Origin of the sequence: Streptomyces sp. NPDC085866, from assembly GCF_044541035.1 — a bacterium.
In the GTDB taxonomy this organism is placed as follows: domain Bacteria; phylum Actinomycetota; class Actinomycetes; order Streptomycetales; family Streptomycetaceae; genus Streptomyces.
In genome coordinates this window covers 291,387-314,570 of the sequence record NZ_JBITSQ010000008.1, presented here as the reverse complement: position 1 = coordinate 314,570, position 23,184 = coordinate 291,387, and the positions used below count along the sequence as shown (strand labels likewise).

Annotated in this window: 26 protein-coding genes; 9 read left to right on the top strand and 17 right to left on the bottom strand. The window is 69.9% G+C overall.

Features of this window, described 5'->3' with window-relative positions:
- Positions 1-84: 84 nt before the first annotated feature.
- Together ACIF83_RS22240 and ACIF83_RS22235 are read left to right on the top strand one after the other, a co-directional pair.
- Positions 85-594 (top strand): hypothetical protein, encoded by a 510-nt coding sequence (locus ACIF83_RS22240; RefSeq protein WP_393481830.1) that lies wholly within the window; start codon positions 85-87, stop codon positions 592-594.
- Between the two features lie 136 nt (positions 595-730).
- Complete coding sequence (locus tag ACIF83_RS22235; protein WP_393481827.1) at positions 731-961, top strand: response regulator transcription factor; 231 nt, start codon at positions 731-733, stop codon at positions 959-961.
- A 66-nt stretch (positions 962-1,027) separates the two neighbouring features.
- Here the strand turns inward: ACIF83_RS22235 and dapD are convergent, their stop codons facing one another.
- From dapD to ACIF83_RS22210, 5 genes are all read right to left on the bottom strand, one after another.
- The gene (dapD, locus tag ACIF83_RS22230; RefSeq protein ID WP_393481824.1) at positions 1,028-2,029 is read right to left on the bottom strand and encodes a 2,3,4,5-tetrahydropyridine-2,6-dicarboxylate N-succinyltransferase; all 1,002 of its coding nucleotides are present in this window, start codon (positions 2,027-2,029) and stop codon (positions 1,028-1,030) included.
- A 157-nt stretch (positions 2,030-2,186) separates the two neighbouring features.
- Positions 2,187-3,149 (bottom strand): CU044_5270 family protein, encoded by a 963-nt coding sequence (locus ACIF83_RS22225; protein ID WP_393481822.1) that lies wholly within the window; start codon positions 3,147-3,149, stop codon positions 2,187-2,189.
- A 2-nt stretch (positions 3,150-3,151) separates the two neighbouring features.
- Positions 3,152-3,757: an RNA polymerase sigma factor gene (locus tag ACIF83_RS22220; RefSeq protein ID WP_399729201.1), complete on the bottom strand. Its 606-nt coding sequence runs from the start codon at positions 3,755-3,757 to the stop codon at positions 3,152-3,154.
- Between the two features lie 111 nt (positions 3,758-3,868).
- Entirely contained in the window at positions 3,869-4,405 is a 537-nt protein-coding gene (locus ACIF83_RS22215; RefSeq protein ID WP_393481816.1) for a TetR/AcrR family transcriptional regulator, read from the bottom strand.
- Positions 4,405-4,725, bottom strand: a complete 321-nt coding sequence (locus ACIF83_RS22210; protein WP_390856386.1) for a DMT family transporter — start codon at positions 4,723-4,725, stop codon at positions 4,405-4,407. The genes ACIF83_RS22215 and ACIF83_RS22210 overlap by 1 nt, the downstream gene beginning before the upstream one ends.
- Before the next feature lie 184 nt (positions 4,726-4,909).
- Here ACIF83_RS22210 and ACIF83_RS22205 point away from each other — a divergent pair, with 184 nt between their 5' ends.
- The gene (locus tag ACIF83_RS22205; RefSeq protein WP_399729197.1) at positions 4,910-5,725 is read left to right on the top strand and encodes an AbfB domain-containing protein; all 816 of its coding nucleotides are present in this window, start codon (positions 4,910-4,912) and stop codon (positions 5,723-5,725) included.
- Between the two features lie 65 nt (positions 5,726-5,790).
- On the opposite strand, the gene ACIF83_RS22200 is transcribed toward ACIF83_RS22205, so the two are convergent.
- The 8 genes from ACIF83_RS22200 to ACIF83_RS22165 are packed head-to-tail and all read right to left on the bottom strand — an operon-like array spanning position 5,791 to position 12,348.
- Positions 5,791-6,123 carry a metal-sulfur cluster assembly factor gene (locus tag ACIF83_RS22200; protein ID WP_145874896.1) on the bottom strand — a complete coding sequence of 111 codons (333 nt, stop codon included), beginning with the start codon at positions 6,121-6,123 and terminating at the stop codon, positions 5,791-5,793.
- Positions 6,120-6,587, bottom strand: coding sequence for a Fe-S cluster assembly sulfur transfer protein SufU (gene sufU / locus ACIF83_RS22195; RefSeq protein ID WP_393481811.1), 468 nt, complete (start codon positions 6,585-6,587; stop codon positions 6,120-6,122). The genes ACIF83_RS22200 and sufU overlap by 4 nt, the downstream gene beginning before the upstream one ends.
- Before the next feature lie 16 nt (positions 6,588-6,603).
- Positions 6,604-7,860: a cysteine desulfurase gene (locus tag ACIF83_RS22190; protein WP_386574056.1), complete on the bottom strand. Its 1,257-nt coding sequence runs from the start codon at positions 7,858-7,860 to the stop codon at positions 6,604-6,606.
- Positions 7,857-8,621, bottom strand: coding sequence for a Fe-S cluster assembly ATPase SufC (gene sufC / locus ACIF83_RS22185; RefSeq protein WP_393481808.1), 765 nt, complete (start codon positions 8,619-8,621; stop codon positions 7,857-7,859). Before sufC ends, ACIF83_RS22190 begins: the two co-directional genes overlap by 4 nt.
- Positions 8,622-8,628: 7 nt before the next feature.
- Positions 8,629-8,946: a non-heme iron oxygenase ferredoxin subunit gene (locus ACIF83_RS22180; protein ID WP_094214788.1), complete on the bottom strand. Its 318-nt coding sequence runs from the start codon at positions 8,944-8,946 to the stop codon at positions 8,629-8,631.
- Positions 8,943-10,127, bottom strand: a complete 1,185-nt coding sequence (sufD, locus tag ACIF83_RS22175) for a Fe-S cluster assembly protein SufD (RefSeq protein ID WP_398138601.1) — start codon at positions 10,125-10,127, stop codon at positions 8,943-8,945. Before sufD ends, ACIF83_RS22180 begins: the two co-directional genes overlap by 4 nt.
- Before the next feature lie 59 nt (positions 10,128-10,186).
- On the bottom strand, positions 10,187-11,608 hold the full coding sequence (gene sufB, locus ACIF83_RS22170) for a Fe-S cluster assembly protein SufB (RefSeq protein WP_393481802.1): 1,422 nt from the start codon (positions 11,606-11,608) through the stop codon (positions 10,187-10,189).
- Complete coding sequence (locus ACIF83_RS22165; RefSeq protein ID WP_393481799.1) at positions 11,605-12,348, bottom strand: helix-turn-helix transcriptional regulator; 744 nt, start codon at positions 12,346-12,348, stop codon at positions 11,605-11,607. Before ACIF83_RS22165 ends, sufB begins: the two co-directional genes overlap by 4 nt.
- Before the next feature lie 206 nt (positions 12,349-12,554).
- Here ACIF83_RS22165 and ACIF83_RS22160 point away from each other — a divergent pair, with 206 nt between their 5' ends.
- The 4 genes from ACIF83_RS22160 to ACIF83_RS22145 are packed head-to-tail and all read left to right on the top strand — an operon-like array spanning position 12,555 to position 16,216.
- Positions 12,555-13,370 carry an aminoglycoside N(3)-acetyltransferase gene (locus ACIF83_RS22160; RefSeq protein WP_399729190.1) on the top strand — a complete coding sequence of 272 codons (816 nt, stop codon included), beginning with the start codon at positions 12,555-12,557 and terminating at the stop codon, positions 13,368-13,370.
- Positions 13,371-13,401: 31 nt separating this feature from the next.
- Complete coding sequence (locus tag ACIF83_RS22155; RefSeq protein WP_393481793.1) at positions 13,402-14,379, top strand: ABC transporter ATP-binding protein; 978 nt, start codon at positions 13,402-13,404, stop codon at positions 14,377-14,379.
- Positions 14,376-15,149, top strand: coding sequence for an ABC transporter permease (locus ACIF83_RS22150; protein WP_393481790.1), 774 nt, complete (start codon positions 14,376-14,378; stop codon positions 15,147-15,149). The genes ACIF83_RS22155 and ACIF83_RS22150 overlap by 4 nt, the downstream gene beginning before the upstream one ends.
- Before the next feature lie 47 nt (positions 15,150-15,196).
- Positions 15,197-16,216, top strand: coding sequence for a heme A synthase (locus tag ACIF83_RS22145; RefSeq protein WP_393481787.1), 1,020 nt, complete (start codon positions 15,197-15,199; stop codon positions 16,214-16,216).
- Here ACIF83_RS22145 and ACIF83_RS22140 read toward each other — a convergent pair.
- From ACIF83_RS22140 to ACIF83_RS22125, 4 genes are all read right to left on the bottom strand, one after another.
- Entirely contained in the window at positions 16,171-16,908 is a 738-nt protein-coding gene (locus ACIF83_RS22140) for a nucleotidyltransferase domain-containing protein (protein WP_393481784.1), read from the bottom strand. The two genes, ACIF83_RS22145 and ACIF83_RS22140, sit on opposite strands and share 46 nt — an antisense overlap.
- A gap of 18 nt (positions 16,909-16,926) precedes the next feature.
- Positions 16,927-18,033, bottom strand: coding sequence for an amidohydrolase family protein (locus ACIF83_RS22135; protein ID WP_399729184.1), 1,107 nt, complete (start codon positions 18,031-18,033; stop codon positions 16,927-16,929).
- A gap of 174 nt (positions 18,034-18,207) precedes the next feature.
- On the bottom strand, positions 18,208-18,540 hold the full coding sequence (locus tag ACIF83_RS22130; RefSeq protein WP_145874919.1) for a hypothetical protein: 333 nt from the start codon (positions 18,538-18,540) through the stop codon (positions 18,208-18,210).
- Positions 18,541-18,613: 73 nt separating this feature from the next.
- Positions 18,614-19,582 (bottom strand): heme o synthase, encoded by a 969-nt coding sequence (locus tag ACIF83_RS22125; RefSeq protein WP_393481779.1) that lies wholly within the window; start codon positions 19,580-19,582, stop codon positions 18,614-18,616.
- A gap of 362 nt (positions 19,583-19,944) precedes the next feature.
- Between ACIF83_RS22125 and tkt the strand changes: the two genes are divergently transcribed.
- Both tkt and tal read left to right on the top strand, forming a co-directional pair.
- A complete protein-coding gene (gene tkt, locus ACIF83_RS22120) occupies positions 19,945-22,032 on the top strand; it encodes a transketolase (RefSeq protein ID WP_393481776.1) in 2,088 nt (695 codons plus the stop codon).
- 33 nt (positions 22,033-22,065) lie between these two features.
- On the top strand, positions 22,066-23,184 hold the full coding sequence (gene tal, locus ACIF83_RS22115; protein WP_393481773.1) for a transaldolase: 1,119 nt from the start codon (positions 22,066-22,068) through the stop codon (positions 23,182-23,184).

The following is a 23,184-nucleotide window of genomic DNA, read 5'->3' as shown; positions in this document are numbered from 1 at the left end:
GACGTGCGGGGCGACCCGCCGCTATGCCTCCCCGCCACGGAAAATTCAGAAGATCACCCGGCCCCGTCGCCGTACGGTGTCCCCATGACCCGTCCCCTGCTGTTCCTGGACGTCGACGGCCCCCTCAACCCGTACGCGGCCAGGCCGGAACGCCGCCCCGAGGGTTACACGACGATCAGGGCGTCCCTGCACCCGGGCCGCCCCCTGCGGGTCTGGCTGAACCCGTCCCACGGCCCGGCACTGCTGTCGCTCGGCTACGACCTGTGCTGGGCGACGACCTGGATGGCGGAGGCCAACCGCTGGATCGCGCCGGTCGTCGGCCTGCCCGAGCTGCCGTACGTCGACTTCGGCGCCGACCTGTTCGCCGAGCGGCCGGGCGGGGAGCACTGGAAGACGGCGGCGATCGTGGCGTACGCGGCGGGGCGCCCCTTCGTCTGGGTGGACGACGAGCAGAGTCCGGCGGACACCGCCTACACGGCGGCGCACCACCCCGGACCTGCGCTGTTGCACCACGTCGATCCGCGGCTCGGGCTGCGTGAGGAGGACTTCACGGCGCTGGCAAACGCTCTGGGCGGGCTCGTGACACGGCTGTGACAGTCGGCGGACACGGCCATGACGTCACCATCTCAAACTCGAAGAAAGAGGGCGAAAAGCCGGTATTCGGACATTTGCCCACTGCTTCCGAGGATGCGAGCAGCGACGACCGAGTCGACCCGCCGAAGGAATTCCCATGAGCCTCACTCTCACCACGACCATCGCCGAAGCCCCCGCCCCCGAGCTGGCTCCGCGTGAGCGGGAGACCCTGGGGCACATCGCGGCCGGCCGCACCTACCTGCAGACCGCCCGCCACATGGGACTCTCCAAGCACACGGTCGACGCCTACCTGCGCCGCATCCGGGCCAAGCTCAACATCAACAGCACGGCCGAGCTGACCCGGCTGGCCATCTCCCTGGGTCTGTGACGGACACACACGAACAGCAACGGCGGCCGCATCTGCGGCCGCCGTTGATCATTCTTGTCGCCTGCGTCAGTTGTGGCTGTGCAGGATGTCGTTCAGACCGCCCCACACCGCGTTGTTCGGACGGGCCTCGACGACACCGGTGACCGAGTTGCGACGGAAGAGGATGTTGGAGGCGCCGTTGAGCTCGCGGGCCTTGACGATCTGACCGTCGGGCATCGTCACCCGGGTGCCCGCGGTGACGTACAGGCCGGCCTCGATCACGCACTCGTCGCCGAGCGCGATGCCGACACCCGCCTCGGCACCGATCAGGCAGCGCTCGCCGATGGAGATGATCACGTTGCCGCCACCGGACAGCGTGCCCATGGTGGAGGCACCGCCGCCGATGTCCGAGCCGTTGCCGACCACGACACCCGCGGAGATACGGCCCTCGACCATGGAGGTGCCGAGCGTGCCGGCGTTGAAGTTCACGAAGCCCTCGTGCATGACCGTGGTGCCCTCGGCGAGGTGGGCGCCGAGGCGGACCCGGTCGGCGTCGGCGATACGGACACCCTTGGGAGCGACGTAGTCCGTCATGCGCGGGAACTTGTCGATCGAGGTCACCTGGAGGTGCAGGCCCTCGGCGCGGGCGTTCAGCCGCACCTTCTCGACGTCGTCCACGGCGACCGGGCCGAGCGAGGTCCAGGCGACGTTGGCGAGGTGCCCGAAGATACCCTCCAGGTTCTGGCCGTGCGGCTTGACCAGGCGGTGCGAGAGCAGGTGCAGGCGCAGGTAGACGTCGTGCGCGTCGAGCGGCTTGTCGTCGAGGGAGGCGATGACCGTACGGACCGCTACCACCTCGACGCCCCGGCGGGCGTCCGGGCCGATCGCCGCGGTGGCGCCGCTGCCGAGCAGCTCGGCGGCCTGCTCGGCGGAGAGCCGCTCGGTGCCGGCGGGGCCGAGGCCCTCGGCAGTCACAGCGACGAGCTCGGGGGCCGGGAACCAGGTGTCGAGAACGGTGCCGTCGGAGGCGAGGGTGGCGAGGCCGGCGGCGACGGCGCCGGTGGTGCGGGGAGCGTTCGTGTCGGTCATGAGGGAAAACTAACGCGAGGGGGGTCGTACCCGCGAACCGGTGAGCAGGACGTCTCATGTGCCGGGCGGAATCGTCTCTGCGGTGTCTCTCCCGCCGGGGCGGGACACGGGCGGCCCGCACTCCCCTGTGGTGCGGGCCGCCCGTGATCGTAGGTGGTCAGCCGCGGTCGCCCGCCTGGTTCACCACAGCCGTCGTGACGACCGAGTTGCCGCCGCGGACCTTGCCGCCGTCGACCAGCCGTATGCCGACGATCCGGTAGGTTTTCGGGTCGATCAGCCACTGGTCATGCATCGACTCACCGGTCTTGGGGTTCTTATCGCGGCCGTAGTCCAGGGCGATCGCCCGGCCTCCGGCGGCGGTCTCGACGAGGTGGCCGGTGACCTTCCCGCCCGGCACGAGCGCGAGGGCGCGGTAGAGAGAGGCCAGGCCCTTGGCCGGCATCACGTCGGCCGACAGCAGGACGCTGATCTCGACGTAGTCGTTCCGTGCCTGGGAGACTCCCTTGCTGTCGGCGATGGCGTTCTGCTCACGGAGCGCCTTCAGCGTCCCCTCACCGTCGGCCGGCAGGGCGACGAGGACCCGGTACATCTCGCGCGGCGAGCGGTCGTCGCCCTCGCCGCCGTTCTCCAGGTGCATCTTGGTGATGTCGAGCGGTTCGTCCCCCATCCGGGAGGCGCTGGCGGAGCCGTCGTACCGGATCCAGCTCTCCTGCTCGCCCAGCGGGCTCCGGGACTTGTCCAAAGGCTCCTGCGCCGACTTGGTGTAGATCCACTGCTTCGCCGTCGGAACGGCGCCGTCCGGCTGTGCCTCGACCGCGTCGGCGGCCTGCCGCAGGAACTCGGCGGCGCTCACCCCCTTGAAGCGCACGCCCGGCGTGGCCGCGGGCTGCACCTTGCGTCCCGTACCCTTCCCGCCCACCAGCAGGGCGGCGGTGACGGCGACGGCGGTCACCGCGGCCACGACCGCGACGATCACGAACTCCCGCCGTCGCCACAAAGCGCGGCGCAGCTCCCCGGCCCGCGCGGCCTCGGTGAGCCGCGCCCGTCCCGGCGCGAGCCGGGCCCGGTCGGGCACCGGTGCGTGGGCGCGCAGCTCGCGCACCTCGGTCATCTCGTCCATCGCTACGCCACCTCCGCCGCGTCGGTCACGAATGCGGGATCGGCGCCCAGCGCCGTACGTACCTTGCGTCGCGCCCGGTTGAGCCGCGAGCGAACCGTGCCGACCGGTATGTCCAACGCCTCCGCGACCTCCTGGTAGGTGAGTTCGGCCCAGGCGACGAGCAGCAGGACGTGCCGGTCGGGCGCCGACAGCCCGGCGAGGGCGCCGGCCAGGGGGCCCTGCGCCGCGATCCGGCTGTCGGTGTCCTCGACCCAGGACTCGCCCCAGGACTCGGCGATCGGGTCGTGGCCGGTGCGGGCGAGCGCCCTGAGCGCCCGCACCTCGGCGCGGCGCTGCTTGCCGATGAGGTTTCCGGCGATGCCGTACAGCCAGGGACGCGCGTTGGGGCGCGCACGGTCGTAGCGGGACCGGATCCGGAACGCGACCAGGAAGGTGTCGGCGGTGATGTCGTCGGCAGCGGTGTCGCCCAAGCGGCGAGCCGCGTAGAGGTGGATGTCGGGGGCGTAGCGGTCGTAGAGCAGGGCGAACAGCTCCGGCTGCTCCAGCGACTGCGCGACTATCTCCGCGTCGTCCTCCGTCCGTACCGTGGACGGCGGTGGTCCGCTCACAAGGCTCCCCTGATTCGTCGGTGAGTGCGTGTCACCTCCTGTTCCCCGATGGGCATCGGAGAGTTCACGGTTTTCCGGAAGTCGTCGCTCGACCGGTGAACACGCGGGTGATCAGGGAATCACCCGCTTCAACACCTCGCGCGCGTACTCCTCGTCGTACGAACCGCCCGTCAGCAGCACCTGCAGACAGATGCCGTCCATCAGCGCGAGCAGCGCCCGGGCCGTCACCGGATCGGTGCGCCCGGCGAGCCGCGCGGCCGTCTCCTCGGTCCACCGGGCGGCGACGGGGCGCAGGGCGGGGCGCCTGAGGGCCGCGAGATACAGCTCGTACTCCAGCTCGACACCCGGCCGGTCGCCGCCCAGCCACTCGCCGAGGATCCGGGCGAGGCCCGCCGCGAGATCACCGTCGGTGTCGGCCAGCACCTCACTGGCGTCGAGCACCTTGGCGAAGCCCTCGTTGGTCTGGCACAGGGCGGCCACCAGGAGGTCGTCCAGGGTGGCGAAGTGGTAGGTCGTGGAACCGAGCGGCACGTCCGCCTCGGCGGCGACCGTGCGGTGGCTCAGCCCGCCGATGCCCTTGTCCCCCACGACCCGGATCGCCGCGTCGATGATCCGCTGCCGCCGCTCGGGGTCGTAACGGCGGGGCATCAGTGCGCCCCGCCCAGGTTCAGCACCACCACTCCCCCGACGATCAGCAGGATCCCGGCGACCTTGGTCGCGCTCAGCCCCTCCCCGAACAGCATCAGGCCTATGACGGCGATGGTCGCGGTGCCGACCCCGGACCAGATCGCGTACGCCGTGCCGATCGACACGGTCTTCAGCGTCCGGGCGAGCAGCGCGAAGGAGACGACGTAGCCCAGAGCCGTCACGAGCGAGGGCCCGAGCCTGCTGAAGCCCTCGCTGTACTTCATCGCCGTCGTGGCGGCGACCTCGGCGGCGATGGCACCGGCGAGCAACAGGTATCCCATGAGGACAAGCGTACCCAGCGTTGTGTACGGCCGTACACAACGAGAAAGTTTCAGTTTCATAGAAACCGCTCGCCATGGCACCCCACTCCACTAATGTGCAGCCCTCGGCACCACTTCGGCTTCACACTTCACTCACCTCACCCACACACCCCGGCCGCCGCCCCGGGCGGCGGTGGAGAACCGCATGCCTGAAAACACCCCCCACTCCCCGCAACGCCGGCCCTGGGAGAACGGCTGGAACCCGGACACCTCCCGGACCCCCGGCACCCGAAGACTCTGGCTGGCAGGCGCACTTGCCGTGGCCACGGTCACGGCCTGTGTGGCGGCGATGGCCGTGACCGGTCAGACCCGCGAACAGCGGGCCACCCAGCCCGCGGCCGGAGCCTCCACGGACAGCGGCCCCGGCCTGCTCTCCTTCGCCTCCCCTTCGGCGAGTACGCCCGCTCCGCCGAAGGGGAGGACGAGCATGGCCTCGGCAGCACCCGCCACGACCGAGTCCCCTACACCCACCCACCCGGCCGACTCGAGGCCCACCCCCGCCAAGTCCCCGGCACACCACGGCAGTTCCCCGAAGCCGACCGCCGACCGGCGCTCCGTCCGCTCCGTGAACTACCCCGACCGCTACTGGCACGTCGTCGGCGACTACGTGAAGCTCGACCGGCCCGGCTCACCCTCCGTCCGCCGCGCCGCCACCTTCGAACTCGTCAAGGGCCTGTCCGACGCCCGCTGTTACTCCTTCGCCACGGCCGACGGCGACTACCTGCGCCATCGCAACTTCCTCCTGCGCGCCGAACACGACGACGGCTCCCGCCTGTTCGAGCAGGACGCCACGTTCTGCCCCCGCACGTCGCCCCTCGCCGGCGCGACCATGCTGGAGTCGGTCAACTACCCGGGCCGCTTCCTGCGTCACCAGAACTTCCAGCTGAAGCTGGACCCGTACCAGAACACCGACCTGTACCGGGCCGACTCGGCGTTCCTGCTGGTGGACGGGCTCGCCTGAGCAGACGAAAGCGGCGGCACCTCGAAGGTGCCGCCGCTTCACGTACGCGCTTGTCCCGGACGGTCTCAGACGTTGAACCCGAGCGCCCGAAGCTGCTCCCGGCCGTCGTCCGTGATCTTGTCGGGGCCCCACGGGGGCATCCAGACCCAGTTGATGCGCAGCTCGTTCACCAGGCCGTCGGTGGCGGACTTGGCCTGGTCCTCGATGACATCGGTCAGCGGGCAGGCCGCCGAGGTCAGGGTCATGTCGATCGTCGCGATGTTCGCGTCGTCGATGTGGATGCCGTAGATCAGGCCGAGGTTGACGACGTCGATGCCCAGCTCGGGGTCCACGACGTCGTACAGGGCCTCGCGGAGTTCCTCCTCCGAGGCCGGCTTCGTCTCCACGGTGTCGCTCATGCCGTCTTCCTTTCGGCGTCGGCCCCGCCCAGGGCCTGGGCCGTCGCGTCCTTCCACGCCATCCAGCTGAGGAGGGCGCACTTGACCCTGGCCGGGTACTTGGAGACACCGGCGAACGCGACCGCGTCCTCCAGGATGTCCTCCATCGCGTCGTCGGGCTCGAGCTTGCCCTTGGACTGCATCAGCTCCAGGAAGGTCTCCTGGATCTTCTGCGCGTCGGCCAGTTCCTTGCCGACGAGGAGCTCGTTCAGCACGGAGGCCGAGGCCTGGCTGATGGAGCAGCCCTGGCCCTCGTACGAGACGTCCCTGATCGTCGTTCCGTCGTACTTCACGCGAAGGGTGATTTCGTCGCCGCACGTCGGGTTCACGTGGTGCACCTCGGCGTCGCCATCCCTCAGACCACGCCCGTGCGGGTTCTTGTAGTGGTCCAGGATGACTTCCTGGTACATGGAGTCCAGCTTCACCTTTTCAGCACGCCCTTCAGCCGAAGAAGTTCCGTACGTGCTCCAGGCCGTCGACCAGTGCGTCGATCTCGGCCGGCGTGGAGTACAGATAGAACGACGCTCGCGTGGTCGCAGGAATTCCGTAGCGGAGGCAGACGGGCCGCGCGCAGTGGTGACCCACACGGACCGCGATGCCCTGCTCGTCGAGAACCTGGCCCACGTCGTGCGGGTGGATGTCGCCCAGCGTGAAGGAGATCGCCGCCCCGCGGTCCTCGGCCGTGGTCGGGCCGATGATCCTCAGGTCCGGGACCTCTGCCAGGCGCTTCACCGCGTACTCGGTGAGCGCGTGCTCGTGGGCGAGGATCTTCTCCATGCCGATCGAGTTGAGGTAGTCGATCGCGGCACCGAGACCGACCGCCTGGGCGATCGGGGGCGTGCCCGCCTCGAACTTGTGCGGGGCCGGGGCGTACGTCGAGGAGTGCATCGACACCGTCTCGATCATCTCGCCGCCGCCCAGGAAGGGAGGCAGGTCCTCCAGCAGCTCCTGGCGGCCCCAGAGAACGCCGATGCCGGTCGGACCGCACATCTTGTGGCCGGTGAAGGCCACGAAGTCGGCCTGCAGGGCCTGCACGTCCAGCGGCATGTGCGGGGCGGCCTGCGAGGCGTCGATGCAGACCAGCGCACCGACCTCCTGGGCGCGACGGACTATCGCGTCGACCGGGTTGACCGTGCCCAGGATGTTCGACACCAGCACGAAGGAGACGATCTTCGTCTTCTCGGTGATGATCTCGTCGATGTTGGACAGGTCCAGCCGGCCGTCGTCGGTGAGGCCGAACCACTTCAGCTTCGCGCCCGTGCGCTGCGCCAGCAGCTGCCACGGCACGATGTTGGAGTGGTGCTCCATCTCCGTGATGACGATCTCGGTCTCGTGGTCCACCCGGTAGGGCTCGTCGGCCCAGCCCAGCATGTTCGCCACGAGGTTCAGCGACTCGGAGGCGTTCTTGGTGAAGATCACCTCGTCGCGGCTCGGCGCGTTGATGAACGCGGCGACCTTGTCGCGCGCGCCCTCGTACAGCGCCGTGGCCTCCTCGGCGAGCACATGCACACCGCGGTGGACGTTGGCGTTGTAGCGCTCGTAGTACTCGCTCAGGGCGTCCAGCACCTGGCGCGGCTTCTGCGAGGTCGCCGCGTTGTCCAGGTACACGAGCTTCTTGCCGTCGTGGATCAGTCGGTCCAGGACGGGGAAGTCCTTGCGGATCGCCTCGGTGTCGAGGAGGCCCGGCAGCTGTGTCACGCGGATACGCCACCCTTCGTGTATGCCTCGTAGCCCTCGTCCTCCAGCTTGTCGGCGAGCTCGGCGCCGCCGGACTCGACGATCCGGCCGCCGGAGAAGACGTGGACGAAGTCGGGCTTGATGTAGCGCAGGATGCGCGTGTAGTGCGTGATCAGCAGGGTGCCGACCTCGCCGGTCTCACGGACGCGGTTGACGCCCTCGGAGACGATGCGGAGCGCGTCGACGTCGAGGCCGGAGTCGGTCTCGTCGAGGATCGCGACCTTCGGCTTGAGCAGCTCGAGCTGGAGGATCTCGTGGCGCTTCTTCTCACCGCCGGAGAAGCCCTCGTTGACGTTGCGCTCGGCGAAGGACGGGTCCATGTTGAGGCGCTCCATGGCCTCCTTGACCTCCTTCACCCAGGTGCGCAGCTTGGGGGCCTCGCCGCGGATGGCGGTCGCGGAGGTGCGCAGGAAGTTGGAGACCGAGACGCCGGGGACCTCGACCGGGTACTGCATCGCCAGGAACAGGCCCGCGCGGGCGCGCTCGTCGACGGACATCTCCATGACGTCCTCGCCGTCGAGCAGCACGGTGCCGCCGGTGATCGTGTACTTCGGGTGACCCGCGAGCGAGTAGGCGAGGGTCGACTTGCCGGAGCCGTTGGGGCCCATGATGGCGTGCGTCTCGCCCTGCTTCACGGTGAGGTCGACGCCCTTGAGGATCTCCTTCGTGGCGTTGTCGGCCTCGACGGTGACGTGCAGGTCTCGGATTTCAAGCGTTGCCATGGGTGCCTCAGGACTCCTGGGTGAGGGAGACGAGCACGTCGTCCCCTTCGATCTTTACGGGGTATACGGGGACGGGGCGCGTCGCGGGAAGGCCGGACGGCTTGCCGGTGCGGAGGTCGAAGCTGGAGCCGTGCAGCCAGCACTCGATCTGGCAGTCCTCCACCTCGCCCTCGGAGAGCGAGACGTTCGCGTGGGAGCAGATGTCGTGGATCGCGAAGACCTCGCCCTCGGTCTGCACGATGGACACGGGCGTGCCGTCGAGTTCCACCCGCTTCGGGGTGTCCTCCTCCAGCTCGCTCAGCCCACAGGCGCGTACGAAGGTCATGCGACCGAAGCCTCCAGCTCCTCCTCGATCTTCGCGAGCAGGCGCTCCTCGATGTCCGCGACACCGATCTGCTGGACCAGCTCGGCGAAGAAGCCACGGACGACGAGACGGCGGGCCTCGTGCTCCGGGATGCCGCGGGCCATCAGGTAGAAGAGCTGCTCGTCGTCGAAGCGGCCGGTCGCGGAGGCGTGGCCGGCGCCGACGATCTCGCCGGTCTCGATCTCCAGGTTCGGCACCGAGTCGACCCGCGCGCCGTCGGTCAGCACCAGGTTGCGGTTCATCTCGTAGGTGTCGGTGCCCTCGGCCCTGGCCTCGATGAGCACGTCACCGATCCACACCGCGTGCGCGTCGTCGCCCTGGAGCGCGCCCTTGTAGACGACGTTGGACTTGCAGTGCGGGGTGTTGTGGTCGACCAGGAGGCGGTGCTCCTGGTGCTGCCCGGCGTCGGTGAAGTACAGGCCGAGCAGCTCGGCCTCGCCGCCGGTGCCCGCGTAGGTGACGCGCGGGTGCAGGCGGACCAGGTCGCCGCCGAAGGTCACGACGACCGACTTGAAGGACGCGTCGCGGCCGATCAGGGCGTTGTGCTGGGCCACGTGCACGGCCTTGTCGTCCCAGTCCTGGACGGAGACGACGGTCAGCTTGGCGCCGTCGCCCAGGATGTAGTCGACGTTGGCGGCGAGCACCGCGTCGCCGGTGTGGTCGATGACGACGACGGCCTCGGCGAAGGCACCCAGCTCGATGACCTGGTGGCCGAAGGCGACCCCGCCCGCACCGTGCACGGCGATCCGGATCGGCTCGGCGAGCACCGTCTCCTTGGGAACGGTGACCACGCCGGCCTGCTCGAACGCCGAGTACGCCTGGGCGGCCACGCGGTCCACCGGGGTGCCCGCCCTGCCGACCCGCGCGTCGTCGCGGCCGACGGTCTCGATGGTGACGCCCTCGGGGGCCTCGACGGTGACCTTCACGCCCTCGCCGTTCGCGACGGCGGTGCCGTCGTGCAGCCCGCGCAGGCGCTCCAGCGGGGTGAACCGCCACTCCTCCTCACGGCCGTGCGGGACCGGGAAGTCCGCGACGTCGAAGGACGGGGGCGCGCTCATGCGCGTGGCGACGGTCGACTCGGCGGCCACCGCGATCTGGCCGGCGGTGGTGGAGCCCACCGGGATGTTCTGAGCCTCAGCCATGGCTGTCGTAATGCTCGCTTTCTTGCGTAAGTGGCTTGACGGGGACTGCGGGCCGGTGATTAACCGACCGCGCCCTCCATCTGCAGCTCGATCAGCCGGTTGAGCTCCAGCGCGTACTCCATGGGCAGTTCCTTGGCGATCGGCTCGACGAAGCCGCGCACGATCATCGCCATCGCCTCGAACTCGGTCATACCGCGGCTCATCAGGTAGAAGAGCTGGTCCTCGGAGACCTTGGAGACGGTGGCCTCGTGCCCCATGGACACGTCGTCCTCACGGACGTCCACGTAGGGGTACGTGTCGGAGCGGGAGATCGTGTCGACCAGCAGCGCGTCGCAGAGCACGTTCGACTTCGAGCCGGCGGCGCCCTCGCCGATCTCGACCAGGCCGCGGTACGAGGTACGGCCGCCACCGCGCGCCACCGACTTGGAGACGATGTTGGACGAGGTGTTCGGCGCCATGTGGACCATCTTGGAACCGGCGTCCTGGTGCTGGCCCTCGCCCGCGAAGGCGATGGAGAGGGTCTCGCCCTTGGCGTGCTCGCCCATCAGGTAGACGGCCGGGTACTTCATCGTCACCTTGGAGCCGATGTTGCCGTCGATCCACTCCATGGTCGCGCCCTCGTAGGCCACGGCGCGCTTGGTGACCAGGTTGTAGACGTTGTTCGACCAGTTCTGGATGGTCGTGTAGCGACAGCGGGCGTTCTTCTTGACGATGATCTCGACGACCGCGGAGTGCAGCGAGTCCGACTTGTAGATCGGGGCGGTGCAGCCCTCGACGTAGTGCACGTAGGCACCCTCGTCGACGATGATCAGGGTCCGCTCGAACTGGCCCATGTTCTCCGTGTTGATACGGAAGTAGGCCTGGAGCGGGATCTCCACGTGGACGCCCGGCGGGACGTAGATGAAGGAGCCGCCCGACCACACCGCGGTGTTCAGCGAGGCGAACTTGTTGTCACCGACGGGGATGACCGTGCCGAAGTACTCCTTGAAGAGCTCCGGGTGCTCCTTCAGCGCGGTGTCGGTGTCCAGGAAGATGACGCCCTGCTCCTCCAGGTCCTCGCGGATCTGGTGGTAGACGACCTCCGACTCGTACTGAGCGGCGACACCGGCGACGAGGCGCTGCTTCTCGGCCTCCGGGATGCCCAGCTTGTCGTAGGTGTTCTTGATGTCCTCGGGCAGGTCCTCCCAGGACTCCGCCTGCTTCTCCGTGGAGCGCACGAAGTACTTGATGTTGTCGAAGTCGATGCCCGAGAGGTCCGAGCCCCAGTTGGGCATGGGCTTCTTCTCGAAGAGGCGCAGGCCCTTGAGACGGAGCTTGGTCATCCACTCCGGCTCGGACTTCTTCGCCGAGATGTCCCGGACCACGTCCTCGTTCAGACCACGCTTCGCAGAGGCGCCGGCCTCGTCGGAGTCGGCCCAACCGTATTCGTACTTGCCCAGACCCTCGAGTTCGGGGTGGGCAGTCTCCGTGGGGAGAGTCATGCGGGGTTCCTCCCGGCCGTGCTAGCAGATGCGTTGTCGCTGGTCTTGGAAATCTTGGGGATGAACGTCGTGCAGACGCCGTCGCCGTGCGCGATCGTCGCCAGTCGCTGGACGTGGGTCCCGAGCAGCTCGGCGAAGATCTCCGTCTCCGCCTCGCACAGCTGCGGGAACTGTTCCGCCACGTGGGCGACCGGGCAGTGGTGCTGGCACAGCTGCTCGCCGACCGGTGCGCTGCGCGCCGTAGCAGCGTACCCGTCCACGCTCAGGGCCTTGGCCAGCGCTTCGGTGCGCTCGTCGGGGCTGACGCTCTCGATCGCCTTGCGGTACGCGCCCGCCTGGGCGGCGATCCGGGCGCGGGCGAAGGCGGCGACCGCCTCGGCTCCGCCCTCCTGCTCGGCGATCCAGCGCAGGGCGTCGGCGGCTAGCTTGTCGTACGACTGGTCGAAGGCGTCCCGGCCGCAGTCCGTCAGCGCGAAGACCTTGGCGGGACGACCCCGCGTGCGCGTGCCGTACACCCGCTGCTCGCGCGCCTCGACGACGTCGTCCGCGACCAGCGCGTCCAGGTGCCGCCGTACGGCCGCCGGGGTCAGGCCCAGACGTCCGGCGAGTTCGGTGACGGTCGACGGGCCGTGGTCCAGGATGGACCGCGCGACCCGGTTGCGCGTCGAGCGCTCCCCAGTCGCGAGCTCCTCCTGGGGGGTACCCACCGGGGTCTCCCGAGCCTCGCCGACGTTTTTCACAACGCCATTGTTGCGTAATTCTTCAGAGCCTGACAAGCGCGGTGCGGATCATCAGGCGGTGCCCTGCGTCACTTAGGCATACCTAATCTGACCTGCGGAAATGATCTTCTGATCGATCATTCGCCGGCCGTCCGGTGATCGTCCGGGCAGGGCCGGGACAGCAAACAGGTGGCGCCTCACACGCCCGTCGGGAAGACTCCCGAACCATGCCCACACCCCCTCCGACCGGCCCTCTTGTCACTCGCGACACGGTTTCCACGCAGCTGCGTCTGCTGGGTGTCGAGACCGGCGAGATCCTCCTCGCACATTCCTCGCTGAGTTCCCTCGGCTGGGTCAACGGAGGCCCCGTCGCGGTCGTCCAGGGACTCCTCGACGCGCTCGGCCCCGCCGGCACGCTCGTCGTGCCCACCCAGTCGGGCGACCTGTCCGACCCGGCCGTGTGGAGCGCCCCTCCGGTACCCGAGGAGTGGTGGGACAGGATCCGGGCCACGATGCCCGCCTACGACCCGCTGGTCACTCCCTCGCGCGGGGTCGGGGTGATCCCGGAGACCGTCCGCACCTGGCCGGGCGCCCTGCGCAGCGCCCACCCGCAGACCTCCTTCGCCGCGCTCGGGCCCCGCGCCGCGGAGATCGTCGACGGCCACGCCCCCGACTGCCGGCTGGGCGAGCACAGCCCGCTGGCCCGGCTGGAGCGGCTGGGCGCCCGGGTCCTGCTGCTCGGCGCGGGCTACGACGCCTGCACCAGCTTCCACCTGGCCGAGTACCGCATACCGTCCCCGCTGGTGCCGGTCGGCCGGCCGGCACCGGGCGGCGGCTGGGAGACGGTGACCGAGGTGTCGATCACCTCGGACCGCTTCGACGAGCTGGGCCACGACTTCGAACGGGACCGTCCCGTCGTACGCGGCCAGGTCGGCGCGGCCGACGCCCGGCTGTTCCCGGTGGCGGACGCGGTGGCCTACGCCGAGCGGTGGCTGGCCGTGCACCGGCCCCGTGAGGAGGAGTTCCCGCACCCCCGCGCCTGAGCGGCTCGGCGCCTCCCTAGACTCTGGGTCCATGCGAAGTGAGCCCGCCCGCCCGTCTCCCGACCACCGCCTCTCGACGAGACGCTTCGCGCCGCACCCGCTCATCGAGGTCCAGGCCCTGGTGAAGCGGTACGGCACGAAGACCGCGGTGGACGGCCTCGACCTGGTGGCCCAGGCGGGAGTGACCGCCGTGCTCGGCCCCAACGGGGCGGGGAAGACGACCACGGTCGAGACCTGCGAGGGGTACCGGAAGCCGGATTCCGGCACGGTCCGCGTCCTGGGCCTCGACCCGGTGCGGCAGGCCGCCGAGCTGCGTCCGCGCATCGGCGTGATGCTCCAGTCCGGGGGCGTGTACTCCGGCGCCAGAGCGGACGAGATGCTGCGCCACGTGGCCAAGCTGCACGCGCACCCGCTGGACGTGGACGCGCTGATGGAACGCCTCGGGCTCGGCTCCTGCGGCCGCACGAGCTACCGCCGGCTGTCCGGCGGCCAGCAGCAGCGGCTGGCGCTCGCCATGGCCGTCGTCGGGCGCCCTGAGCTGGCCTTCCTGGACGAGCCGACCGCCGGCCTCGACCCGCAGGCCCGCCGGGCCACCTGGGACCTGGTCAAGGACCTGCGCGCCGACGGCGTCTCCGTGATCCTCACCACGCACCACATGGACGAGGCCGAGCAGCTCGCCGACGACGTGGCGATCATCGACGGCGGCCGGGTCATCGCCCAGGGCTCCCCGGAGGAGCTGTGCAAGGGCGGCGCCGAGAACACCCTGCGCTTCACCGGCCGTCCCGGTCTGGACGTGGCCTCCCTGCTCAAGGCGCTCCCGGCCGACTGCACGGCCGCCGAGCTGACCCCGGGCAGCTACCGGGTCGTCGGCAAGGTCGACCCGCAGCTGCTGGCCACGGTGACCTCGTGGTGCGCCCAGCACGGGGTGATGCCGGACCGGATCTCGGTCGAGCGGCACACCTTGGAAGATGTCTTCCTCGAGTTGACCGGCAAGGAGCTGCGCTCATGACGACCGCGACCGGTACGTACGCCCCGAAGCCGGGTGCGGCGCCCCTCCCCCGCATGATCGCGGCCCAGGCGGCGCTGGAGACGAAGATGCTGCTGCGCAACGGCGAGCAGCTGCTGCTGACGGTCGTGATCCCGACCCTGCTGCTGGTGCTCTTCAGCTCCGTGGACATCGTCGACACCGGCAAGGGCAAGGCGGTGGACTTCCTCGCCCCGGGCATCCTGGCCCTCGCCGTGATGTCGACGGCGTTCACCGGGCAGGCCATCGCGACCGGCTTCGAGCGCCGCTACGGCGTGCTGAAGCGGCTCGCCTCCTCCCCGCTGCCGCGCTGGGGCCTGATGACCGCGAAGACGGCGTCCGTCCTGGTCACCGAGGTCCTCCAGGTGATCCTGCTGACGGTGATCGCCTTCGCGCTGGGCTGGTCCCCGCACGGCAACCCCCTCGCCGTCCTGCTCCTGCTGATCCTCGGCACGGCCGCCTTCTCGGGGCTCGGCCTGCTCATGGCGGGCACCCTGAAGGCGGAGGCGACGCTGGCCGCCGCCAACCTGGTCTTCCTGCTGCTGCTCGTCGGCGGCGGCGTGATCGTGCCGCTGGACAAGTTCGGCTCGGCCGGGCAGCACGTCCTCGGCCTGCTGCCCATCTCGGCCCTCTCGGACGGCCTGCGGGACGTGCTCCAGCACGGCGCCGGGATGCCGTGGGGCGACCTGGGCATCCTCGCCGTGTGGGCGGTCGTGGGGCTCGCCGCGGCAGGGCGGTTCTTCCGCTGGGAGTAGTCCCGGCACGGGACCCTCGTGAAAGAGTGCACAAGCGGCGGCCTACGATGGTGCACGTGCCAAAGCTGACCCGCGCCGACGCCGTAGCGGCCCTGCGCAACCCGCTCGCCTTCATCGCCGCACGCTGGACCCCGGACCCCCGGACGGTCCGGCGGGCGGCGCTCTCCGCGCTCGTGATGTCGGTCGTCATCGTCGTCACCGGCGGTGCCGTACGCCTGACCGGCTCGGGCCTCGGCTGCCCGACCTGGCCGACGTGCACCGAGGACTCGCTGACCACCACCAGCGCGATGGGCTTCCACGGTGCCATCGAGTTCGGCAACCGGATGCTGACGTACGTGCTGTGCGCCGCCATCGGCTGGGCGATCATCGCGGCACGCGCCGAGAAGCCGTACCGGCGCAGCCTCACCCGGCTCGGCTGGACGCAGTTCTGGGTGGTCATGGGCAACGCGGTGCTCGGCGGCATCGTGGTCCTGGTGGGCCTGAACCCGTACACGGTCGCCGCGCACTTCCTGCTCTCGACCGGCCTGATCACCGTCGCCACGGTGATGTGGCAGCGCACCCGCGAGGGCGACGCGGCGCCGCGGCCGCTGGTCGGCAAGGCCGTGCAGCAGCTGGTCTGGTTCCTGGTGGCCGCGTCCGGGCTGCTCATCGCGGTCGGCACGGTGGTGACCGGGGCCGGGCCGCACGCGGGCGACTCCAACGAGGTCGACCGGATCCCGATCGACTGGGAGACGGTCAGCAAGCTGCACGCCGTGCTCGCCTGGATCGTGGTGACCCTCACCTTCGCCCTGTGGTTCGTGCTCAAGGCCGTCGACGCCCCCAAGGGCCCCCTCGACCGCACCCGCGAGCTGTTCCTGATCCTGCTCGCGCAGGGTGTGATCGGCTACGTCCAGTACTTCACGCACCTGCCCGAGGTGCTCGTCGGCCTCCACATGTTCGGCTCGTGCCTGGTGTGGATCGGTGTCCTGCGCGTCCTGCTGTCGCTGCGGGAACGCCCGGATGCGACGGCCGGTCTGCCCGCTCAGTCGTACGACTCCGTGAACGCCTCGATCGCCGGACCCAGGTAGTCCCGGGTCAGCCGGGCCCGACGAGCCGTCCATTCCTCGGTGGGCGGCGCACAGTCGCCGTAGCGGCGTCGGCGGATGTCCTCGACGACCTCGACGGGTGCACCCAGGCCGGGCAGCATGTCCAGGGCCTCGCGCTTGGAGATCAGCCGGCCGTCCCGCGCGGTGACGGTGGCCCGGGCGAAGGTGATCATCCCCAGGTCGACCCACACGTCCCGCGTCCACAGCGGGACGTTGTCGACGGCGGGCCGCCAGAAGTCCCGCTGGTCGCGTACGACGAAGTCGCCGAGCTCCCGGTCCGGCACCGGCGGCAGCAGCCCGGCGGGCACGCGCCCGTGCAGCACCCGCCCGAAGGTGTGCAGCTCCCGCCGGGTCACCGGGGTGACCGGCCGCTTGAACAGCTGCTCGTGCGCCCACGTCAGATGGCGGCGGGCGGTGTCGTCCGCGGTGTCCGGGGTCAGATAGGTGCAGTGCATCTTGGCGGCGAGGGGCTGGGCACGCATGCGGGCATGCACCACCGCGACCTTCCATACGACGCGCGGGGTCACGGAGTGAGGCAGCACCGCGATCAGATCAAGGTCGCTGCGACCCTCCTGGTAGTCGCCCGCGGCGAGCGAGCCGTGCGCCCAGACGGCGACGGGCCTCAGTGCCGTCAGTTCACGGAGGAAGCGGGCCAGTAACGTCTCGGTGTCCATCCCCTCAGTCTGTACAGCTCACCCCAGTCCGTACACCCGCCGCGCGTTGTCCGCCGCGACCATCCGGGCCACCCGCTGCGCGTCCCCCAGGGACCACGCGCCCTCGGCGACCCAGCCGCCCAGCACCCGGCCCAGCGCCTCGCGGAACAGCCGGGCCGCGACGACGTGCAGCTCGGGCAGGCCGTGGGCACCGCTGGAGAACAGGATCTTGCCGAAGGGGGCCAGCTCCAGGATCTCGGCGAGGACCGTGGCCGCACGGGCACCGGTGCGGACCAGGGCCGCGCCCGAGTCGGCGTACACGTGCGGGAAGACGCCGGCCAGGTGGGCGGTGTGGCGGTGGTACGGGTAGCTGTGCAGCAGGATCAGATCCGTGCCGAGCCCGGCCGTGGCCCGGACGAAGTCGGTGAGCAGGACCGGGTCCGTACGGTCGATGCGCGAGCCCGGCTCGCCGAGCCCGGAGTGCAGCTGCAGGGGCCGTCCCGAGGCGACCGCGATCCACAGCAGGTGCCGCAGCAGCACCGGATCGGTCAGCTCGCCGCCGACCCGCCGCCCGGCCAGCCAGCGGCCCGCCGCGCCGCGCACCTCGCCCGGTCCTGGCGGCTCCGGCGCGAGCGCGAGACCGTGCCGTACGCCCGCGACGGAGGTGAAGGCGACGGCGTTCGCGGCGGCTCCGTGCACCGACTCGGCGAGGTTGGCGAGAAAGGACTCGACCGTGCCGGAGGTGTCGGCGACCTGCTCCGCGAGCAGCTCCAGCCGGACGATCTCGCGGGCCTCGGCGTGGCCCGTGGAGGCCATCTCGGCGGGGCCGGTGAGGTCACCGGGCAGGCCCGTGTCGACGAGATAGGTGGTGATGCCGCTGCCCCGCAGCAGCCTGCGGCCGGCTTCCAGCGTGCCGAGCTCGCGGCGTTGGGCGAGATAGCGGGCGGGCGAGCAGTGGGGTTCCAGGCCGAGGAGGGGCGGGCACCAGCGCCTCACGGCGAAACCGGTCTGGGTGTCGAAGAGGGTGGTGCCCGGCGCGGGCGGGCCCTCGGTGCGTGCGAGCTGGGCCTCGAAGGTGCCGAGGCCCAGTTCCGTTCTCAGTACGCCGTGGCAGTACTGGTCCACGAGGGACGGCGTTTCGATCATCCGGACTCCCCGTGGGACGTGGTCTTACACGTCCTAACGGGTGAACGGGGTTCGAGGTCGCGGTTCGGCTCGGGCGTACGCGTTGTCGGGCGGCTGCGTGTGATGCGTGGCCGCTCGCGCCCACGCGGCGCAGCCGCGCATCGACACAGCCCCGCGCCTCTTTTGGCCGGCTGCTCAGCTGTTGGCCGAGCCGCCGACCTGGATGCCCGCCATGCGCTTCCACTCGTACGGACCCGTCTTCACCTTCGCCGCGAACTCGCCGTCGAAGGACTCGTGGACCGTGATGCCCGCCTGCTGCACCGCCTGCTCGGCGATCTCGGTGCTGGGGGCCACCAGGTCGCCCCAGCCGCCGTCCTCGCCGACGAGGACGATCCGGGCGCCGCGCTCGCCGATGTGGGCCACCTGGCCCTCGGCACCGCCGTGGGCCTTGGAGAAGGCGCTGATCTGCTTCGCGAGCCGGGCCGCGATGCGCTCGGCCTTCGGGTCAACCTGCTGCGTGTCTGCCATGGCCAGGATGCTACTCACGGGTAGATCGGCTGGCGAGAGCAGGGCCCTGTGACCTGTGACGTACGACGGTCCGTCAGCGCAGGAAGGGGTCCACCGCGACCGCGACGAAGAGGATCGACACGTAGGTGATCGACCAGTGGAAGAGGCGCATCTCCTTGAGCTTGGCACCGGTCACCTCGGCCTTCGCCCGGTTCTGCAGCCCGTGCGCCTCCCACAGCCAGAAGCCGCCGGCCGCGAGGGCGACCAGGGTGTAGAACCAGCCGGTGTAGCCGAGCGGGGTCAGCAGCAGGGAGACGGCGACCATCACCCAGCTGTAGACGACGATCTGCCGGGCGACCACCTTGTTGGAGGCGACGACCGGGAGCATCGGCACGCCCACGCGCGCGTAGTCCTCCTTGACCTTCATGGACAGCGGCCAGTAGTGCGGCGGCGTCCAGAAGAACATGACGAGGAAGAGGATGATCGGCGCCCAGGACATCGAATTGGTGACCGAGGACCAGCCGATCAGCACCGGCAGGCAGCCGGCGATGCCGCCCCACACGATGTTCTGCGATGTACGCCGCTTGAGGATCATCGTGTAGACGACGACGTAGAAAAGGAGCGCTCCGAGTGACAGCCAGGCGCTCAGCCAGTTGACGGTCAACCCGAACAGCAGCGTCGAGACGACCGCGAGGGCGATGCCGAAGACCAGGCACTCGAGCGGGCTGACCATGCCGGTCACCAGCGGGCGCTGCGAAGTGCGGTCCATCAGGGCGTCGATGTCCCGGTCGATGTACATGTTCAGCGCGTTCGCGCCGCCCGCCGACAGGTAGCCGCCGACGCAGGTGAGCAGGACCAGCTTCAGGTCGGGTACACCCTGCTGTGCCAGGAACATCACCGGAACGGTGGTGATGAGCAGCAACTCGATGATCCGCGGCTTGGTCAGAGCCACGAACGCCTTGACACGGGCCCCGAACGGCCGGTGAACCGGGCTTTGGCTCGTCCCGAGCGCACCCGCTGGACGGGATTCGACGGCCGTCACGCACACCCCTGACAGAGACATCCCAGCAAGCCTCCCCGTGTGAAGTCGGGGTAAAGGCTCGCGCGTACCACGCCACTTTAGACGTTGCCCATACCTCGGCCTTCGCGGGGGTGGGGTCGTGTTGGCGGCCGACGCATTAGAGGGGTCTCAGGGCTCGATTGAGCAGTCAGATGAGCGGCTCCGTATTCATGTGCCGAATGCGTCCTCGGCCAGTCGGGAGGCGGATCTCCGAGAGTCCCGGCAGTCTGGAATCACTCGAAAAAATGCACGTCCTTACGGGGGTAGGCTCAACAACGGCCGGTGGGCAGAAGTGCACCGGCGGCCGGGTGGGCGCATGCCCCGAAGACCGGCGACCGACATGTGGAGAGGAGCCCTGACCCAGGGTGAGCATCAAGCCGACCACCACAGACCTTGAGTGGACCGAGCTGGACCAGCGGGCCGTGGACACCGCTCGCGTCCTGGCCGCCGACGCCGTACAGAAGGTCGGCAACGGCCATCCCGGTACGGCGATGAGCCTGGCTCCGGCCGCGTACACCCTCTTCCAGAAGGTGATGCGGCACGACCCGGCCGACCCGGAGTGGGTCGCCCGCGACCGCTTCGTGCTGTCCGCCGGCCACTCGTCCCTGACCCTCTACACGCAGCTCTACCTGGCCGGCTTCGGCCTGGAGCTGGACGACCTGAAGGCCTTCCGCACCTGGGGCTCGAAGACCCCGGGCCACCCGGAGTACGGGCACACCAAGGGCGTCGAGACCACCACGGGCCCGCTGGGCCAGGGTGTGGCCAACGCGGTGGGCATGGCCATGGCCGCCCGCTACGAGCGCGGTCTGTTCGACCCGGACGCCCCGCAGGGCGAGTCCCCGTTCGACCACTTCATCTACTGCATCGCCGGTGACGGCTGCCTGCAGGAGGGCATCTCCGCCGAGGCGTCCTCGCTCGCCGGTCACCAGAAGCTCGGCAACCTGGTCCTGCTGTGGGACGACAACCACATCTCGATCGAGGGCGACACCGAGACGGCCGTCTCCGAGGACACGGTCAAGCGGTACGAGGCCTACGGCTGGCACGTGCAGCGGATCGCCCCGAAGCCGGACGGCGACCTCGACCCGCACGCCATCTTCAACGCGATCGAGGCCGCGAAGAAGGTCACGGACAGGCCGTCCTTCATCGCGATGCGCTCGATCATCGCCTGGCCGGCCCCGAACGCGCAGAACACCGAGGCCGCGCACGGCTCGGCGCTCGGCGACGACGAGGTCGCGGCCACCAAGCGCGTCCTCGGCTTCGACCCGGAGCAGTCCTTCGAGGTCTCCGACGAGGTGCTGAGCCACACACGCGAGGCCCTCGAGCGCGGCCGCGAGGCCAAGGCCGAGTGGGAGAAGTCCTTCCAGCTCTGGCGCGACAACAACGCCGAGCGCGCGGCCGAGTTCGACCGGATCAGCGCGGGCGAGTTGCCCACCGGCTGGGAGGAGAAGCTCCCGGTCTTCGAGCCGGGCAAGGGCGTCGCGACGCGTGCCGCCTCCGGCAAGGTGCTGCAGGCGCTGGGCGCGGTCGTCCCCGAGCTGTGGGGCGGCTCCGCCGACCTCGCCGGGTCGAACAACACGACCATCGACAAGGACAGCTCGTTCCTGCCGGCGGACAACCCGCTGCCGGAGGCGGACCCGTACGGCCGCACCATCCACTTCGGCATCCGCGAGCACTCCATGGCCGCGGAGATGAACGGCATCACGCTGCACGGAAACACCCGTGTCTACGGCGGTACGTTCCTCGTCTTCTCCGACTACATGCGCAACGCGGTGCGTCTGTCGGCCCTGATGCACCTGCCGGTGACGTACGTGTGGACGCACGACTCCATCGGTCTGGGCGAGGACGGCCCGACGCACCAGCCCATCGAGCACCTGGCCTCGCTGCGCGCGATCCCCGGTCTGAACGTCGTCCGCCCGGCGGACGCCAACGAGACCGCGATCGCCTGGCGCGAGATCCTCAAGCGCTACACCAAGGAGTTCGGCAAGGGCGCCCCGCACGGCCTCGCGCTGACCCGCCAGGGTGTGCCGGTGTACGAGCCCAACGACGAGGCGGCGCGCGGTGGTTACGTCCTGTTCGAGGCCGACGGCGGCGACGCGCAGGTGATCCTGATCGCCACTGGCTCCGAGGTGCACGTGGCCGTCGAGGCGCGCGAGCAGCTGCAGGCCGACGGGGTGCCGACGCGGGTCGTGTCGATGCCGTCGGTGGAGTGGTTCGAGGAGCAGGACCAGGGGTACCGGGACTCCGTGCTGCCGCCGTCCGTGAAGGCCCGTGTCGCGGTCGAGGCGGGCATCGGCCTCACCTGGCACAAGTACGTCGGGGACGCCGGCCGCATCGTTTCCCTGGAGCACTTCGGTGCGTCCGCGGACGGCAAGGTCCTCTTCCGCGAGTTCGGCTTCACTGCCGAGAACGTGGCCGCGAAGGCCCGGGAATCCCTCGCCGACGCCCAGCGCTGACGCTCACATACGACACGTAGGAGATGTAATTCCATGACAGACGCACTCAAGCGCCTCTCCGAGGAAGGCGTCGCGATCTGGCTGGACGACCTGTCGCGCAAGCGGATCACGTCCGGCAACCTCGCCGAGCTGATCGACCAGCAGCACGTCGTGGGCGTCACCACCAACCCGACGATCTTCCAGAAGGCGATCAGCGGCGGCGACGGCTACGAGCGGCAGCTGTCGGACCTCGCCGCCCGCAAGGTCACCGTCGACGAGGCCATCCGCATGATCACCACGGCGGACGTCCGGGACGCCGCCGACATCCTGCGCCCGGTCTTCGACGCCACCGACGGCCAGGACGGCCGGGTCTCCATCGAGGTCGACCCGCGCCTGGCCCACAACACCCGGGCGACCGTCGCCGAGGCCAAGCAGCTGGCCTGGCTGGTCGACCGCCCGAACACCCTGATCAAGATCCCGGCCACCAAGGCGGGTCTGCCCGCGATCGCGGAGACGATCGGCAACGGGATCAGCGTCAACGTCACGCTGATCTTCTCCCTGGAGCGCTACCGCGCGGTCATGGACGCCTTCATCACGGGCCTGGAGAAGGCGCGCGAGAAGGGCCTGGACCTGTCCCTGATCCACTCCGTGGCGTCCTTCTTCGTGTCCCGCGTGGACACCGAGATCGACAAGCGCCTGGAAGGGCTCGGCACCGACGAGGCCAAGGCGCTGCGCGGCAAGGCCGCCGTCGCCAACGCCCGCCTCGCCTACCAGGCGTACGAGGAGGTCTTCTCCTCCGACCGCTGGAAGGCACTGGAGAACGCGGGCGCCAACAAGCAGCGTCCGCTGTGGGCGTCGACCGGCGTGAAGGACCCGGCGTACCAGGACACCATGTACGTGACGGACCTGGTCGCGCCGAACACGGTCAACACCATGCCGGAAGCCACCCTGGAGGCCACCGAGGACCACGGCGAGATCACCGGCAACACCGTCGCCGGTACCTACGAGCAGGCCCGCGCCGACCTCGACGCGCTCGAGAAGCTCGGGATCTCGTACGACGACGTGGTCCAGGTCCTGGAGGACGAGGGCGTCGAGAAGTTCGAGGCGTCCTGGAACGACCTGCTGAAGTCGACCGAGGCGGAGCTGAAGCGCCTCGCCCCCTCGGAGGGCTGA